The following is a 15,720-nucleotide window of genomic DNA, read 5'->3' on the forward strand; positions in this document are numbered from 1 at the left end:
TCTTTGAGGCCCGGCTTTTGTCGTCATGATCCATTCACTCAGAGATCACTAATCTCTTAACGCATATTGCTCCAACGCATCCCGGTTGATCTCAATCCCCAGGCCCGGTCCATCGGGTATCTGCACAACGCCGTCGACATGGTCCAGCGGACTGGTGAGGACGGCTTGGCGGTAGGGGTTTTCGGTTCGGTCGAACTCCAGAATGGGCGGGCGCGGGTTGCGGCGGGCCGGGTCTGGTGGCAGGTAGGCCATGAATTGCAGGGCGGCAGCAATGGCAACGCCTGTTCCCCATACGTGCGGAACGACGCGCACGCCGTACAGCGTTGCCATGTCTACGATGCGTTTGGTTTCGGAAAAACCCCCGGCTCCCGCAAGATCGGGCTGTAGAATATCGATCGCCCGGCTTTCCAGCGGCGCGCGCATCCCATAGCGCCCATGCCAGGTTTCGCCACCGGCAACCGGGATGGGCTGACCCTTGCGAACGGCTTGATATGCGTCGAGCTGCTCGGGCACGACGGGCTCTTCGAACCAGTCAATCCCCAGCGGCGCAAGCGCATTGCCGACTTCGATAGCGTCAAGCGTATCATAGCCATGGTTGGCGTCGATCATGATGCGCACATCCGGCCCGACGGCTTCGCGGGCAGCGCGGATGACGGCGATGTCTTCAGCCACGTCAAAACCGATCTTGATCTTGACCGCATGGAACCCCTGCGCCGCGTACCCCGCGACTTCCGCCGCAACATCGGATACCGCGTCGACGCCATCCTTTCGGAAGGAGCCGGTGGCGTAAGCCTTGACGCTTTCGCGAAAGCGACCACCCAAAAGGCGGGAAATGGACGTTCCGAAGCGTTTGCCTTTGATATCCCACAGCGCAATATCAATGCCGCTTAGCGCAGTCACGGTCAGCCCGCGCTGCCCCTGATCCCGAAGCAGATTGTAGAGCTGGTGCCAGATGATCTCGATATCGAGAGGATCTTTGCCGATGAGATGCGGCGCATAGGCCGCAACGACGGCCGCGTTCGGTTTGGCCGGGCCAAGGCATTCGCCCCAGCCCACGGTGCCATCATCGCAAATGATTTCAACCAAGCAGTGGATGCGCCGATCAAAGCGCATGGATGCGCTTTCAAAGGCATGGCCTAGTTTGTAGTCCAACAAATGGGTGCGGACCGCCTCTATCCTCATGATTTGTATGGTCCAATCAGCGCCTGCATCATGCCGACTTCTTCCTCTGTCAGATCGGTCAGTGGTGCGCGAACCGGGCCGGCATCAAAGCCGATCAGGCGCACACCGGCCTTGATGGCAGAGACGGCATAACCCTTCTGCCGGTTCCGAATGTCCATGAAGGGGTAAAAGAAATCAATGAGAATGCGGTCTGTCGTGGCTCTGTCGCCTGCACGAAGTGCCTTGTAGAATTTCTGCGCAAGGGCTGGCACGAAGTTGAAGACGGCAGACGAATAGGTCGTCACGCCAGCACCGAGATAGGCATCTGCAAACAGTTCAGCCGTCGGCATGCCGCCAAGATAGGTCAGGCGCTCGCCAATGGTCGCGGTGATCTTGCGTACGAGCCCGATATCGCCGGAACCGTCCTTGAAGCCAACGAGGTTGGGGCAACTGTCGCAGAGTTTCTGCAGAGTTTCAGCCGTCAGAATGGAGTTGTCGCGGTTGTAGACCATCACGCCGATGGAGACGGAATCGCACACTGCCTTGATATGTGCGTAAAGACCCGCCTGCGAGGCATCCATCAAATAGTGCGGCAGCAGCAGAATGCCGTCAGCACCGGCTTTCTCAGCGCTTTGGGCAATCTGAATGGCAATTTTTGTGCCGTAACCGCAGCCGGAAACAATAGGAACCGAGCCTGCAGCAGATTTTGCGGCCTTCACAACGGTGGCTACTTCCTCAGGCGCAAGCGAGAAGAACTCACCCGTGCCGCCTGCAGCGAAGAGGACGGTGGCATCGAAGCCGGACAGCCAGCTGACATGGTCAAGATATGGCTTTTCGTTGAATTCGCCATCCTTGCTGAACGGCGTTACGGGGAAAGAGAGAAGGCCTGCGCCCAGCGCGACCTTGAGTTCCTGTGGGTCCATTGCCATAAAATTCTTGTCTCCGATGATGTGTTGGTGCGGATAATATTCGAGATATGACCTGTGTCAATAACTTATAATACAAGTTGTCAAAATCTCCTGATGCGCAGGGCAGGGGCGGCGATGTGTTGAGCGTGGGGCTGCCGTGATGGTCACCGTTTCACGTCGAGATAAGGTGCATCTGCTCTTGATATGCCATGAATGTCTGGCATAGACATAAGATAACAAGAGAATTTACGTATGACCACATCTTGTATCTGCATGTCGTGATGCGCAAGCATACTGGGAGGAAAAATGCTGAAAAATCTGTTGCTGACCGGCGCTGCCGGGGGTGTTGGCAAGGCCATTCGCCCGTTGCTGAGCCAAGTCGCTGAAAAGGTCGTACTCTCAGACATGGTCGAAATGAGTGATCTTGCGGACCATGAGAGCTTCGTCAAATGCGATCTTTCCAACCGCGCAGAGGTCGATGCTGCGGTTGCGGGCGTCGATGGCATCATCCATCTCGGCGGGATCTCGGTGGAAAAACCCTTCGAGCTGATTCTCAAAGGCAACATTGAAGGCGTCTATAATCTTTACGAAGCAGCACGCCATAACGGCATGCCGCGCATCGTCTTCGCCAGTTCCAACCACACGATCGGGTTTTACCGGCGGGATGAGAAGCTGGATGGGGATTCGCTGATGCGGCCCGACTCGCTCTACGGCGTCTCAAAATGCTTCGGAGAGAATCTCGCGAGCTTTTACTTCGATAAGTTCGGGCAGGAGACCCTGTCCGTTCGAATCGGGTCGATCACCGAAAAACCCAGCACGACCCGCATGTTGGCGACGTGGTTAAGCGCTGGCGATTTTGTGGAGCTTTGCGCACGCGGGTTTGAAGCGCCAAGACTTGGCCACGCCGTGGTTTACGGCGCGTCCAACAATGACGAGACATGGTGGGATAATAGCGGCGCAGCGTTTCTTGGCTGGAAACCGCAGGACAGCTCGGCGAAGTGGCGCGCCGAGGTGCTTCTCGAAGCCGGAAAAGAAGATCCAAAGGATCCAGCCCACATCTATCAAGGCGGTGTGTTCACCACTTATGGACATCCGGCAGACGGGTAATTGCGGGCTTTGGGGGGAAGGGATGGCCGTGAGGAAACCTATTTCGGCTTATCCTGTCTTTCTGAATCGTACTGTACCCAGCGAAAAAAGACATAGATTGGCAGCGCAATCAGCGCCAGCGTAACGATCGAGTTCGCAAACATGGTTCATCCTGTAGCAACGCGACTTCATCATGATGTCGACGCCGCCAATATGTTCGAACAATTCTTTAGAAATATTGAATCTAACAGGTGAATTCATGGGTGATGGCGTTAACGTTGTGTCGAGATACGACGCCATACACGCAAGCTGAAAAAGTACTTAATGAAATACTAAATTTCCAAAAGAGGTGCCGCCGCCGCCGTGTTTTTATAGCACACAATGCGGCGACGGCAGGGTATCAACCTTTCAAAAGAAGAACCGATGGCAATGTCTGCCGCTCGATCAGCCGCAGAAAGAAATAGCCTATACCAGCCTTGCCCATCATCAGGCCCGGTGCTTCTCCTCTTTGCTGGACACCGCACGGAAGGGGCTGCTCCGCATTCAGATAATGCTCGATGATGAAGTCACCCACCTGATCGGCAAAGATCGCAATATCCGGCCTGTTCAACTGAACACCTGCGCTGAGAACGAAATCCGCTGTGCCACAAAGGCCGTGGCAAAGGCAAAGGTCTTGCGGAGCTGTTGTCGACATCAGCAATCGTGACGCACCTTGGAGCGCAATGTTAACCTCCTCCGCTGCGCCAGAATCTGAAGGCACCAGCTCCATGAGGCGCAGGCGCGTCAGCCCGATGCCGGTTGAACCGCTGCACCAGGTGCAGTTGCAGGTGGGGGCAAGCGTTGCGGCACCGGCGGTAATCGTATCAACGCGGAAATCCGGCCAACCCTGCTGGGCCGGGTCGAAGCAGTTGCGCTCATAGCGGATGGCTTCCTGTGCGCCGTGCAGCAAAGCATCATCGCCGCTTACCGCATAGGCTTCCAGAAGCGCCATCGCCATGCCGGAAACGCCATGGGCGTATCCAAGAAGATTATTATGCTTTGGCAAGAGCGATGGCCAGGAGAGGCCTCGCGCATCCACCACGCCCTTTGCCAATAATTGTTCGGCATGGCGAACTGCCGCAGCCGTCAATGCCGGGCGGGAAAAATGTTTGCCCATATAGATAAGGCCCGGAATAGCGCTTCCAGATCCGGCGATCACATCCAGCGCATCATCTCCGAAGGGAAGTGCCGCGTGGCGTTCCGCCAGTTCCAGCCCCTGTTCTGTCCATTCTGGCCGATTGAGGCCGCTTCCCAACTGGCACATCATATAGGCCGCGCCCAGGCTTCCCGTATAAAAACTCCGTTGTGACAGTACGTCGAAATCCGCAAGCCGTGACTGAACCTGTCGCACGGCACCATCGACCGTGGCCAGAAGAGGTGCCGAAGGCGCATGAACGGCAAGCCGGCCTAGGAAAAGCGCTATCCCGGCAACACCGTCATAGAGTGACGCGGATGCGGTTCGATAGGCCGCCGTTGCGCTGCCATCGGCGATTGTCATCGCCCAGCCCATCCATGTGCAACGGCCATCATGCCACATCGCATCGCGGCAAAGCCCCATTCCAATGCGGCTGGCCGCCTCAAGATAGCCGCTCTGGCCCTGCGCGATCTGTGCTGTGGGGAGTGTCATCAAGCTCATCTGCTAAATCCTTTCAGGCCGGTATGGTGTAGATGTCGCTGTTGCCAGCGCTCAAATGCGGTGCGTTGAGCAAAAGGCTCTCCTCCACGAAACGTCGCTCGAGATGCTCAATCCGCGTCTGCGCGGTCTGGTCGCCGATCGCCCAGGCGCTGACGATGGCATCTGCCAGCAGCATGGTGCGTGTCTGGCCAAAGCTCATGCCGTAGCCCGGGTCATCCGCACCGCCGACGCCATCCGCGATGCGTTTCGAGAAGAGCGGCACATTCGGGTCGAGATCCGCAGCCGCTTCCGCAAGCGTGTCTCTGAGGAGTGACAAGGCGAATGGCAGGTGTCTGCGTGCAAGGTAGAACACTGTGCTGTCCGTGCGGTCATAGGTCGCCGGGTCCAGCAATGTCTTTGCCCGAAAGGGCACGGCATAGGTGTTGAGCAGTCCTGCCATCCGCGCCATCAATGTTACCACCGAGGTCGCACGCGTATTGAGATAGAGGCGCGCCAAGGCCGCGTCATCATGGTCGCAGTGCGGGCTGTTGCCCGTGATGTGATAGAAAGCCGATTGCATTTGTGACGAAGCCATTGGCAACAGAATGGAAACATTCGCATTGGCCTGCACAGGGCCATGCGATGCTGCCGCAAAGGCACCGGGAAAAACATGGCGGCAGCAATCACCCTTGCGCACGTGGACAGAGCCATTCGCCTCGACCTTGTAAACCTGCCACTGCGCAGACCAACGCGCGCCTTCGGGAAACGCCGCGCGAAGCTGCGATAGCAGGTCAAGGTCGGCGGGTGTGGCCAGCGGGGAAGGGGCGTGTGCGCTGAAAGGCCTTGAATAGGCCGCCTCATAAAGCGCTGGCCAGAGGCTCTCGGAAAGGCGGCTGGTAACGGAGCGTGCCTGCTCTGCAGCCGCCATGGGCGGCAGTGTGACGATGTCTCGTGTGCCGATCTGGAATTGCGACACGCCGATGATCTTGATGGAACCCAGAATGGTCATCAGAGATGCCTGCAATGATAGGGGTAGCCGAGCGGTGTCTGCGATAAGTGATCTGTCGAAAGCTCGCATGGTCATGCTCCTGTCTCTTCAAGGCCGAACAATGAGGTGGCAGCGCTGCCTGGGTCGTTGAAAATGCTGGATGCCGTCTGGATCGCCAGAAGCGCTGAGGGTGAGATTTCCGCAGTCGACTGGGCAATCTCGTAGGCTGTGAGAACGAGGCGGGCTGCGGCAAAGCGAACGCAGCGTTGCTTTGCCTGCGCTTGCTGCTCCACCGTGAGGGCAAGTTCCTTGATGTAGGTTTGCCAGAAGGTGCGGCAGCACGCTTGTGCGCGCGAAACCTCGTCAGCTGTTGCAGGGCCGGTGGGGCGCCCCTGCATGTCAAACCGCCCGACGATCACAGGCTGCATGAAGCTCGCGAGCACGCAAGCCACATCCCATGCGGCATCGCCGAGGTCTGCCAATTCCCAGTCAATCAGCTGAAGCTTTGCTGCAGCATTCTGATCTTGCGAAATCAGCTGGTTTTCCCACTTCATGTCGCCATGGATCAGGCATGTGCGGCTCCATTCCGATTGCAGAAGCGATAGCTGCTCTTTCAGCCCCGGCTGCTGGCGCAGCGCTGCAAGCACGGCCTTCGCACCGCCACTCATGTTTGGCATCATGGTCTCGCCATAGTGCGAGAAATTCAAAATCCATGGAGGCTGTGCGGGAAAGGTACCCTGCCGTGAGGGTTCTGCAAGAATGTCGGGTGATTGCTTGTGGCAGCACGACAGCAGCCTTCCCAGTTGGGCGGCAATATCTTCCATGGCGCCAGCAACACATGCGACCTGCATTTGATAGAATGTCAGGCTTCGGGAGTTTGGGACAAGCTCTACGGCCAGCAAATGCCGGTGTTTGTCATAGTGCCGCAGTTTCGGCATCAGGGTTTTCAGGCTGTCCGCCGCGCCGTTGTTTTCAACAAGGGCATAGAGGGCTGCTTCGCGCTTGACGGATTGTGTCGTCTCAGCCGCCATCAACGGAACCTGCTTGACGAAAATGCCTGAACCATCGCGGCGGGCAACCTTGAAATTACGGTTACGACGCCCGGCTTCCAAAATCGTGATGTCATCATCGAGAAGCTCGGCTGCGGAGAGTATGCTTCGATCGATGAGATAAGGCACAAGCGTGCCGCTGGTCAGATACATTGTTTTCCCCAAGGCAGATGATGATGTCTAGAAAACGCACGGAAACCGGGCGCAAAGCCCGGCCTAAAACGATCCCATCGGCCGCAGGCGGCCGATGGGCAGGCTTACATTGCTGTGAAAGCTAAAGAGGTTTCAGCGGGTGCTTATTGCCCGGTGCAATGCATGTGCGTCGGGTTGCAAATCGTAGCGAGAGTTCCGCATCCGATCGAAGTCACAGGCCTGTCAGAAGCCTGCTGAGGAGCAGCATATGCGGCTGCGCCGTTGCAAACGAATGGAATGCCCGTGGAGCAAACCGGTGTGATGTTGGTGATCTGGCAAACCGGCGTCAGCGTCACGTTCTGAGGCTGCGGTGCTGTGCCTGGACCTGTGCAATGCATGTGCGTCGGGTTGCAAATCGTGGCGAGAGTTCCGCATCCGATGGATGTTGCAGGCGTTACGGTTGCCTGCTGAGCGGCGGCTGCGCCGTTGCAAACGAACGGAATGCCTGTGGAGCAAACGGGCGTGATGTTGGTGATCTGGCACACTGGTGTCAGCGTCACGTTCTGCTGCTGCTGAGGTGCAGCATAGGCGGCTGCGCCATTGCGAACGAACGGAATGCCTGTGGAGCAAACGGGCGTGATGTTGGTGATCTGGCAAACAGGCGTCAGCGTCACGTTCTGCTGCTGCTGAGGTGCAGCATAGGCGGCTGCGCCATTGCAAACGAACGGAATGCCTGTGGAGCAAACGGGCGTGATGTTCGTGATCTGGCAAACAGGCGTCAGCGTCACGTTCTGCTGCTGCTGCTGAGGTGCAGCATAGGCGGCCGCGCCGTTGCAAACGAACGGAATGCCTGTGGAGCAAACCGGCGTAATGTTTGTGATCTGGCACACTGGCGTCAGCGTCACATTCTGCTGCTGCTGAGGTGCGGTCTGTGTTGGCGCAATGCAGCCCTGCACAGCGGTTTGGCAACCGTAGAGACTTGTGGGCGGGCAATGCCAATAGGCCGTTGGCCCAATTGGTGCGGCCTGTGCCGCCGTTGGCGCGATGCATCCCTGCACGGCAGTCTGGCAACCCATAAGACTTGTTTGCGGGCAATGCCAGTAGGCCGTTGGCCCAACAGGCGTGCCCTGTTCTGCCGCTGGCGGGCAATGCTGAACCGCAGTGTGGCAGCCATAGAGGCTTGTCTGTGGGCAATGCAGGTAGGCCGTTGGGCCCACGACTGTTTGAGCTGCCGGTTGGCAACCCCAATACGAAGTAAAAGTCATCGATCCATTCCCGAATTCACAGTTGAAGGGGGCTTTGTGACATGTCTGGAAAGTGCAGCCAGCCAAGTGCAACCACCGGTAATTGCCTCGCCTGCTTTTAACTCGCCTTTGACGGGAATTTTCCTACTGTACTTTCTCAGGTTGTGCAATTAAAAACTACATTTATTACGAGCATATAAAAATTTACTGCCGGATCGCGTGTATTATAACTGCGATGAACGTCCGCCAGTTTCGGCAATTCCAGTAATCCCCTTGGTGTTTTAGGAGACAAAAATCATGACTTCCGATACAAGTGAAAGTACGGGCGATGGCCCCGATAGCCCGAGCTCTCCTCCCAGCCGTTTCATCATTTCGCATCGCATGGCGCCATACAGGGCAGGGCGTGCGCGTCGTTCGGCAAAGAGCAACTTCAGTGAGCGTTTAAGCCGTGCGCTGGGCGGCTCTATGGATATCGTTAGGGATAACGGCATGGAGCGCGAGGATGTGCGCCGGGTTCTCGTCGTCGAGGCAGACGAAGAAGAGTTGCAAGCGAAAATGCGCGACCTTGCGCCGGATACCATTATGGAGCGGGAATTTTTGCGCTGGCCTGCATCCCTGCGGCTTGCGCCTTGGGGCAGCCCTGAAGCTCCGCCTCCGCTTTCAGAGCAGATGCCTTCCAACAGCAATGCCTCGGCAGCTACGCCCGTTTTCACCTTCCGCGTCACCTCGGCTGGTTCACCGGTTGCCGATGCTACTGTTGAGCTGAGCTTGCTTGCAGTCCAGCTTGGTGCCCAGCCGAACAGTAGCAGCGTCAGCGCGTCAACGGATGCGCAAGGTCTGGCCACGCTGCCATTCGACACGACGCAGTGGCAGCCCGTAACGGCGCAGATATCTCCGCGTGGGCGAGTATGGTCCGCCATGGTGGTTCAACCCGTGTCGGGTGGGATGGTTGATGTTGCTCGGCTGCCAACATCCGGGCCGCTGGGTTGGTGGCATCGCCTTGCGGGAATCAACATCTTCGATCCGCAGGCGGGGGCTGGCATTCGTGTCGGCGTCATCGATTCAGGGCTGGGACCGCACCCCTATCTCGATCACATTGTCCCTGCCGGAGCCTTTATCGATGGGGCCTTTCAGCCCGGGCCAGAGGCGACCGCAGATGTTCTGGGGCATGGATCCCATGTCTCAGGCCTTATTGGCGCTCGTCCGCCAGCCGGCGGTGCCGATTTCGCCGGTCTTGCGCCGGGTGCGGATGTTTTCACCGCTCGCGTGTTTGCGCCGAACAAGGGGGCGAACCAGGGCGATATTGCCGCCGCAATTGACGCGATGGTGAATGCCCATGAGGTGGATATCATCAATCTCAGCCTTGGCGGCCAACCTTCCATCATAGAATATGATGCGGTTCTGGCAGCCTATGGCAGCGGCACCCTGTGCATTTGCGCCGCTGGTAATGATTTTGGCCAGGCGGTGCTGGCGCCGGCAAGCTATCCCTTGTCTGTTGCAGTCTCGGCTGTGGGGATGCCCGGCACGTTTCCCGCTGGCAACCTTGCCAATTTCACCAGGCCATCGCAACTGGATCGATACGGCAAGGGTGGCCTTTTCCTGCCAAGCTACGCCAACATCGGGCGACAGGTTACGGTTACAGCGGCAGGCTCGGCTGTCATATCCACCGTTCCGGCCGATGAGTCGGAACCGGCGCCCTATGCAGACATGTCCGGCACCTCCATGGCAACGCCCGTCACCACAGGCGCACTTGCAGTTCTTCTGTCGCGAGATGTGATTTACAAAAACCTGGCAAGAACATCCGCACGCACCAAATATGCGCGCGCGATTCTGGAAGATGCAGCGCTTTCCATCGATCTGGCGAAGCAATATCAGGGAGATGGCCTCAGCCGCGCTCAGTAAGGGCGACACGCGATCACATGCCATCCGACTCATTCCTGTGTCGGATGGCAGATTCGTGCGCTAAGTGTCCCTATATGGAGTGTGCGATGACCAACCTGGAAAAAATCTACCTGATCACCATCCGCCACAGCGCGCCCCAGCCGGATAACTGGCAGAAAACGCTCTCGCAGACATCAGGCATAACCCTAATCTCCACCACAGGCCGCCACGCCCGCATCAAAGCCACGCCCGAGAGCCTGGAATCAGCCCTTGTCGCCCTAGGTCCGAACGCCATCGCCGAAGAGGAATTACCGCGCCATATCTGAAAAGCAGTAAAAGCCGCGATAAAACGGCAAAAAGCACTTTGCTTGCGGCATATATAGGCAGATATTAAAAAATTACGGGGGGTTATGGTGGGCGATGAGAGACTCGAACTCCCGACATCCTCGGTGTAAACGAGGCGCTCTACCAACTGAGCTAATCGCCCTTCGCGTCTTGCAGATCATGTCCGCCGCGTCGGTGGCCGTGATCTATTAGGATCGGAAAAAAACCGCAAGGGCTTTTGTGAAGTTTTTTTGTTTTTTTTGTTTTTTTTGTGGATAGGCCCCATCTGGACGGCCGTATTTTAGCCCCGAAAAGCCTGATTCCTAGGGCTTTGAGCCGGATATGCAGATTTTTCCGCTGATTGCCTCTATATGAGGGCAGGGTGGGCTGCGGCGCATACCTATCCAACGCTAACCTCATTTTGCGCGAATCCATCTTTGTGTCGCGTGTCAGGAAGAGCTGTAAGCGCGTAACGCTGAACATCATCCGCATAATGGCGTTTCGACCCGTCGGTCAGGTCGCAGAGATTCGCTTCCAAAAGCAGATCGGGACGCCTGTGGAAAACTATTGCGGGTCTTCGTAAAAAAAAGCGTTGAGCGAAAATGCCGGGAAACCGGGCATCTACGGAAGTTTGTGAATGCAAAATGCACTAGCTTATTCTTTTGTCGTGAAACTTGCTTGACACTCAAACACGAACGCCTTAGTTAGCCGCTCAACGAACTGCAGAGGCAAGTTCGTAAGGCGGGTTTCGGCCAGTCTTTTAAGGAATGTGCGGGTGTAGCTCAGTTGGTTAGAGTGCCGGCCTGTCACGCCGGAGGTCGCGGGTTCGAGCCCCGTCACTCGCGCCATTCCTTCCTCGAAGTCTACGGATCTGAAAGATCCTTAAAATGCGCGGGTGTAGCTCAGTTGGTTAGAGTGCCGGCCTGTCACGCCGGAGGTCGCGGGTTCGAGCCCCGTCACTCGCGCCATTTTATTCTCCTCCAGATCAATCGTCAGACTTCGCAAGGTACCCAAGGGTATTTTTGCCTTTTGTCAGCTCCGTTAAGAAGCTTCCGCGATGTCGCTCTTTGCTTCGCTTAATGTGCTGACTGCATCCTTTTGTCACATTGCATTTCCCGTCAAATTTCTTGTCAATCAGGCTCAAGTCTTGATGACATTTTTCGCCATTTTTTTGTTCCATTGTGGACAAAAATTTGCGACGATTGGGTATGATGCGCAAAATGGATATTGCCTAATCGATTGAAGTGGTTAGCGGTATCTTTAAGGTTTTGTGTGCATATAATGGGGCAAGAGAATTTGGTGTCCAAGTCACGATTGGCTTGAAATGGCACTTAATCTCTTGCAGAGAGAGCGTGGCTGCGATAACCACAGCGGCGTTGCAACATATTTCGGCCCTATGGATTCCACTGACCATAACGGCATGCTCGACGCTCGGTCGGGCAAGGAAGAGACAATGACTGAACTCCTCAGTTCCTACATTCCGATCGCAATCTTCATTGGTATCGCGCTTGTCATCGGTTTGGCGCTGTTGATTGCGCCTTTCGCTGTTGCCTACAAGAACCCCGATCCGGAAAAGCTATCCGCTTTCGAGTGCGGCTTTAATGCGTTTGATGATGCGCGCATGAAGTTCGACATTCGGTTCTATCTGGTGTCGATCCTGTTTATCATCTTCGACCTTGAAGTCGCTTTCCTGTTCCCGTGGGCAGTGTCCTTCGGTGAAATTGGCTGGTTCGGTTTCTGGTCCATGATGGTATTCCTGGGTGTTCTCACCATCGGCTTTATTTATGAATGGAAGAAGGGGGCACTGGAATGGGCGTAGTTCAAAACGACACGCTTGTCGCACCAAAGCCCAAGGGCATTATCGATCCCGCCACAGGCAAGCCTGTTGGCAGCGATGATGGCTACTTTACTGAAATCAACGACGAACTGGCCGACAAAGGCTTTCTCGTTACGTCCACGGACGAACTCATCACCTGGGCCCGTACCGGCTCCTTGATGTGGATGCAGTTCGGTTTGGCGTGCTGTGCTGTCGAAGGTCTGATGCAGGCTTCCGGTCCACGTTATGACATGGAGCGCTTTGGTGTTGCTCCGCGCGCTTCACCGCGCCAGTCTGACGTCATGATCGTTGCTGGTACGCTGACCAACAAGATGGCGCCTGCGCTCCGCAAGGTCTACGACCAGATGCCTGAGCCTCGTTACGTCATTTCGATGGGCTCCTGCGCAAATGGCGGCGGGTATTACCACTATTCTTACTCTGTGGTGCGTGGCTGTGACCGCGTGGTGCCAGTCGATATTTACGTGCCGGGCTGTCCCCCCACGGCAGAAGCACTGCTGTACGGCGTGCTGCTGCTGCAAAAGAAGATCCGGCGTACCGGTACGATCGAGCGTTAAGGGCAGAGGACAGAGAAGCAATGAGCGAAGCTCTTAACGATCTTGCCGCCTACATCAATGAAGCGCGCGGTTCCCTGCTGGAATCGTCGGCCATTGCCTATGGCGAACTGACGCTGAACACGACACCGGAGCGCATTATCGCGCTTCTGACATTCCTGCGTGATGACGTGCAATGCGGTTTTGTAAACATTATCGACATCTGTGGTGTTGACTGGCCGACACGCGAAAAGCGTTTTGATGTCGTCTATCATCTGTTGTCGCCGCGCCAGAACTTGCGCGTTCGCATCAAGCTCCAGGTCGCGGAAGATGAAGCCGTTCCATCGGCCACGTCTGTCTTCGTGGGCGCAGAATGGTTTGAGCGCGAAGCTTGGGACATGTATGGCATTCCGTTTGAAGGCCATTCGGACCTGCGCCGCATTCTGACCGATTACGGCTTTGAAGGTCATCCGCTGCGCAAGGATTTTCCGCTCACGGGCTTTGTGGAAGTGCGCTATGACGATGTTCTGAAGCGCGTTCTTTACGAGCCGGTCGAGCTTAAGCAGGAATTCCGCAATTTCGACTTTCTCTCCCCTTGGGAAGGAACAGATTATGTTCTTCCGGGCGATGAAAAGGCAAAGCCATGACAGAGCATAACGTCCGCAATTTTACGATCAACTTCGGCCCGGAACACCCGTCTGCGCACGGCGTGTTGCGTCTCGTTCTTGAACTCGACGGCGAAGTCGTTGAGCGCGTTGATCCGCATATTGGCCTGTTGCACCGTGGCACGGAAAAGCTGATCGAAAGCAAGACCTATCTTCAGGCTTTGCCGTATTTCGACCGCCTCGATTACGTCGCGCCGATGAACCAGGAGCATGCTTTCGCGCTCGCCGTCGAGAAGCTGCTTGGTCTTGAAATCCCGATGCGCGGCCAGTTGATCCGCGTTCTTTTCTCGGAAATCGGCCGCATTCTTTCGCACATCATGAACGTCACGACCCAGGCTATGGACGTCGGCGCCATGACGCCGCCGGTCTGGGGTTTCGAAGAGCGCGAAAAGCTCATGGTGTTTTACGAGCGGGCTTCGGGCGCACGTCTCCATGCTGCCTATTTCCGTCCGGGTGGCGTTCACCAGGACCTGCCGCCTGAGCTTGTCGATGATATCGGCAAGTGGTGCGATCCGTTCATCACGTTCCTCGACAATGTCGAGGGTCTGTTGACCGAGAACCGCATCTACAAGCAGCGTAACGTCGATATTGGCGTCGTGTCGCTCGAAGATGCGTTTGCATGGGGCTTCACAGGCGTCATGGTTCGCGGCTCAGGCGCTGCATGGGATTTGCGTCGCGCACAGCCCTACGAGTGCTATTCCGATCTCGAATTCGACATTCCTGTTGGCAAGAACGGCGATTGCTACGACCGTTATTTGATCCGCATGCAGGAAATGCGCGAATCGATCAAGATCATGAAGCAGTGCGTTGAGCTTTTGCAGGGCAAGCACCGCGTGGGCGCCGTGTCATCGCTCGACGGCAAGGTTGTTCCGCCAAAGCGTGGCGAGATGAAGCGTTCGATGGAAGCGCTCATCCACCATTTCAAACTCTACACTGAAGGCTATCACGTTCCAGCCGGCGAAGTGTATGCAGCGGTCGAAGCGCCCAAGGGCGAGTTCGGCGTGTATGTGGTGGCCGATGGTTCCAACAAGCCTTATCGCTGCAAGATCCGCGCTCCGGGCTTTGCACATCTGGCAGCCATGGATTACCTTTGCAAAGGCCATCAGCTTGCTGACGTGACGGCTGTTCTCGGCTCTCTGGACATCGTGTTCGGGGAGGTTGACCGCTGATGAGATTGCCGCTGGCCATATCGGCTTTTGTTGCCGCGACGGCACCCGTATTCGCCCAGACGGCGGACGTGGGTGTTTCTTCGCAGGCAGGCGGCGGTTCATCTTCTGTCAAGCAACTTCTGTCACAGGGATACGAGATCAAATCATCTCTTCCCAATGGCGGAAAATTTATTGTGTTCATGCAAAAAGACAAAACGGCCTATGCCTGCGAATTCGTCACGGTGACGAGATCGCGGTGCGAGTCGTTAAACTGATGGGGCGTGAGGTAGTATGTCCGTTCGTCGACTAGCCGAAGACCAGTTCCAGCCCGCCGGGTTCGCGTTCAACGCGGATAATAGCGCGTGGGCGGAAAAAACGATCCAGAAGTATCCGGATGGACGTCAGCAGTCAGCGGTTATTCCGTTGCTGATGCGCGCACAGGAGCAGGATGGCTGGGTTACCCGCGCCTGCATCGAGAAGATCGCCGACATGTTGGATATGGCCTATATCCGCGTGCTTGAGGTCGCTACTTTCTATACGCAGTTCCAGCTGAAGCCAGTTGGTACCCGTGCGCATATTCAGGTCTGCGGCACAACGCCCTGCATGCTGCGCGGCTCTGAAGCACTGATGGATGTCTGTCGCCACAAGATCCACCATGACCCGCTGACGCCCAATGAAAGCGGTACGCTTTCGTGGGAAGAGGTGGAATGCCAGGGTGCCTGCGTCAACGCGCCAATGGTCATCATCTTCAAGGATGCCTATGAGGACCTGACGCCGGAGCGGCTGGAAGAAATCATTGATACATTCGAGGCAGGCAAGGGCGATACCGTCAAGCCAGGCCCACAGATCGACCGGCATCTTTCTGCTCCGATCGGTGGTCTCACCACCTTGACGGAAGAGACGAAGCCGGATCGTTCCAATCTGGACAAGCCAGCGGAAGCGCCAGCTGCCGACGCCGCAGCGACAACGCCGCCTTCCAATGCGGCCAAGCCTAAAACCGACGCACCTGAGACTGATCCGAAGCTGAAGACACCTGCAACGGATCCGAAGGCAGCAGAGGCGAATGTCGAGGCGTCCGAGAAGGAAAACTCCGGCAAGAAGCCGCAGTGAGAG

The 15,720-nt window shown here is 56.6% G+C and carries 14 protein-coding genes, 3 tRNA genes and 1 pseudogene; 11 read left to right on the forward strand and 7 right to left on the reverse strand.

Annotated elements, in window-relative coordinates:
• Positions 1 to 48: 48 nt before the first annotated feature.
• Together ACQZ51_RS09430 and kdgD are read right to left on the reverse strand one after the other, a co-directional pair.
• Complete coding sequence (locus ACQZ51_RS09430; RefSeq protein ID WP_448776723.1) at positions 49 to 1,182, reverse strand: mandelate racemase/muconate lactonizing enzyme family protein; 1,134 nt, start codon at positions 1,180 to 1,182, stop codon at positions 49 to 51.
• Positions 1,179 to 2,084, reverse strand: a complete 906-nt coding sequence (gene kdgD, locus ACQZ51_RS09435; protein ID WP_448777556.1) for a 5-dehydro-4-deoxyglucarate dehydratase — start codon at positions 2,082 to 2,084, stop codon at positions 1,179 to 1,181. The genes ACQZ51_RS09430 and kdgD overlap by 4 nt, the downstream gene beginning before the upstream one ends.
• Before the next feature lie 291 nt (positions 2,085 to 2,375).
• Here kdgD and ACQZ51_RS09440 point away from each other — a divergent pair, with 291 nt between their 5' ends.
• Entirely contained in the window at positions 2,376 to 3,176 is an 801-nt protein-coding gene (locus tag ACQZ51_RS09440) for an NAD-dependent epimerase/dehydratase family protein (RefSeq protein WP_448776724.1), read from the forward strand.
• A gap of 379 nt (positions 3,177 to 3,555) precedes the next feature.
• Here ACQZ51_RS09440 and ACQZ51_RS09445 read toward each other — a convergent pair whose 3' ends face one another.
• The 4 genes from ACQZ51_RS09445 to ACQZ51_RS09460 form a co-directional block, all read right to left on the reverse strand.
• Positions 3,556 to 4,830 carry a lanthionine synthetase LanC family protein gene (locus tag ACQZ51_RS09445; RefSeq protein WP_448776725.1) on the reverse strand — a complete coding sequence of 425 codons (1,275 nt, stop codon included), beginning with the start codon at positions 4,828 to 4,830 and terminating at the stop codon, positions 3,556 to 3,558.
• Between the two features lie 13 nt (positions 4,831 to 4,843).
• On the reverse strand, positions 4,844 to 5,893 hold the full coding sequence (locus ACQZ51_RS09450; RefSeq protein WP_448776727.1) for a T3SS effector HopA1 family protein: 1,050 nt from the start codon (positions 5,891 to 5,893) through the stop codon (positions 4,844 to 4,846).
• A complete protein-coding gene (locus tag ACQZ51_RS09455; RefSeq protein ID WP_448776728.1) occupies positions 5,890 to 6,999 on the reverse strand; it encodes a phosphotransferase family protein in 1,110 nt (369 codons plus the stop codon). The genes ACQZ51_RS09450 and ACQZ51_RS09455 overlap by 4 nt, the downstream gene beginning before the upstream one ends.
• A 143-nt stretch (positions 7,000 to 7,142) precedes the next feature.
• Entirely contained in the window at positions 7,143 to 8,243 is a 1,101-nt protein-coding gene (locus ACQZ51_RS09460; protein ID WP_448776729.1) for a hypothetical protein, read from the reverse strand.
• Positions 8,244 to 8,519: 276 nt separating this feature from the next.
• On the opposite strand from ACQZ51_RS09460, the gene ACQZ51_RS09465 reads away from it, so the two are divergent.
• Together ACQZ51_RS09465 and ACQZ51_RS09470 are read left to right on the forward strand one after the other, a co-directional pair.
• Positions 8,520 to 10,124: a S8 family serine peptidase gene (locus ACQZ51_RS09465; RefSeq protein ID WP_448776730.1), complete on the forward strand. Its 1,605-nt coding sequence runs from the start codon at positions 8,520 to 8,522 to the stop codon at positions 10,122 to 10,124.
• Between the two features lie 86 nt (positions 10,125 to 10,210).
• Positions 10,211 to 10,429: a hypothetical protein gene (locus ACQZ51_RS09470; protein WP_448776731.1), complete on the forward strand. Its 219-nt coding sequence runs from the start codon at positions 10,211 to 10,213 to the stop codon at positions 10,427 to 10,429.
• An 85-nt stretch (positions 10,430 to 10,514) separates the two neighbouring features.
• On the opposite strand, the gene ACQZ51_RS09475 is transcribed toward ACQZ51_RS09470, so the two are convergent.
• Positions 10,515 to 10,590: transfer RNA gene (locus ACQZ51_RS09475), tRNA-Val, on the reverse strand.
• Positions 10,591 to 11,198: 608 nt separating this feature from the next.
• On the opposite strand from ACQZ51_RS09475, the gene ACQZ51_RS09480 reads away from it, so the two are divergent.
• The 8 genes and pseudogenes from ACQZ51_RS09480 to nuoE all read left to right on the forward strand — a co-directional run.
• Positions 11,199 to 11,275, forward strand: a tRNA-Asp gene (locus ACQZ51_RS09480).
• Between the two features lie 43 nt (positions 11,276 to 11,318).
• Positions 11,319 to 11,395: transfer RNA gene (locus ACQZ51_RS09485), tRNA-Asp, on the forward strand.
• A 485-nt stretch (positions 11,396 to 11,880) separates the two neighbouring features.
• Positions 11,881 to 12,246 (forward strand): NADH-quinone oxidoreductase subunit A, encoded by a 366-nt coding sequence (locus tag ACQZ51_RS09490; protein ID WP_042619792.1) that lies wholly within the window; start codon positions 11,881 to 11,883, stop codon positions 12,244 to 12,246.
• A complete protein-coding gene (locus ACQZ51_RS09495; RefSeq protein WP_192066564.1) occupies positions 12,237 to 12,818 on the forward strand; it encodes a NuoB/complex I 20 kDa subunit family protein in 582 nt (193 codons plus the stop codon). The genes ACQZ51_RS09490 and ACQZ51_RS09495 overlap by 10 nt, the downstream gene beginning before the upstream one ends.
• Before the next feature lie 20 nt (positions 12,819 to 12,838).
• A complete protein-coding gene (locus tag ACQZ51_RS09500) occupies positions 12,839 to 13,441 on the forward strand; it encodes an NADH-quinone oxidoreductase subunit C (RefSeq protein ID WP_448776732.1) in 603 nt (200 codons plus the stop codon).
• The gene (locus ACQZ51_RS09505) at positions 13,438 to 14,628 is read left to right on the forward strand and encodes an NADH-quinone oxidoreductase subunit D (RefSeq protein WP_042619663.1); all 1,191 of its coding nucleotides are present in this window, start codon (positions 13,438 to 13,440) and stop codon (positions 14,626 to 14,628) included. Before ACQZ51_RS09500 ends, ACQZ51_RS09505 begins: the two co-directional genes overlap by 4 nt.
• Positions 14,628 to 14,882 carry a hypothetical protein gene (locus ACQZ51_RS09510; protein ID WP_042619662.1) on the forward strand — a complete coding sequence of 85 codons (255 nt, stop codon included), beginning with the start codon at positions 14,628 to 14,630 and terminating at the stop codon, positions 14,880 to 14,882. The genes ACQZ51_RS09505 and ACQZ51_RS09510 overlap by 1 nt, the downstream gene beginning before the upstream one ends.
• A 16-nt stretch (positions 14,883 to 14,898) precedes the next feature.
• A pseudogene (gene nuoE, locus ACQZ51_RS09515) lies at positions 14,899 to 15,702 on the forward strand (NADH-quinone oxidoreductase subunit NuoE); the annotation flags it as partial.
• Between the last annotated feature and the right edge of the window lie 18 nt (positions 15,703 to 15,720).

It is taken from the genome of Agrobacterium sp. CG674, assembly GCF_053521645.1.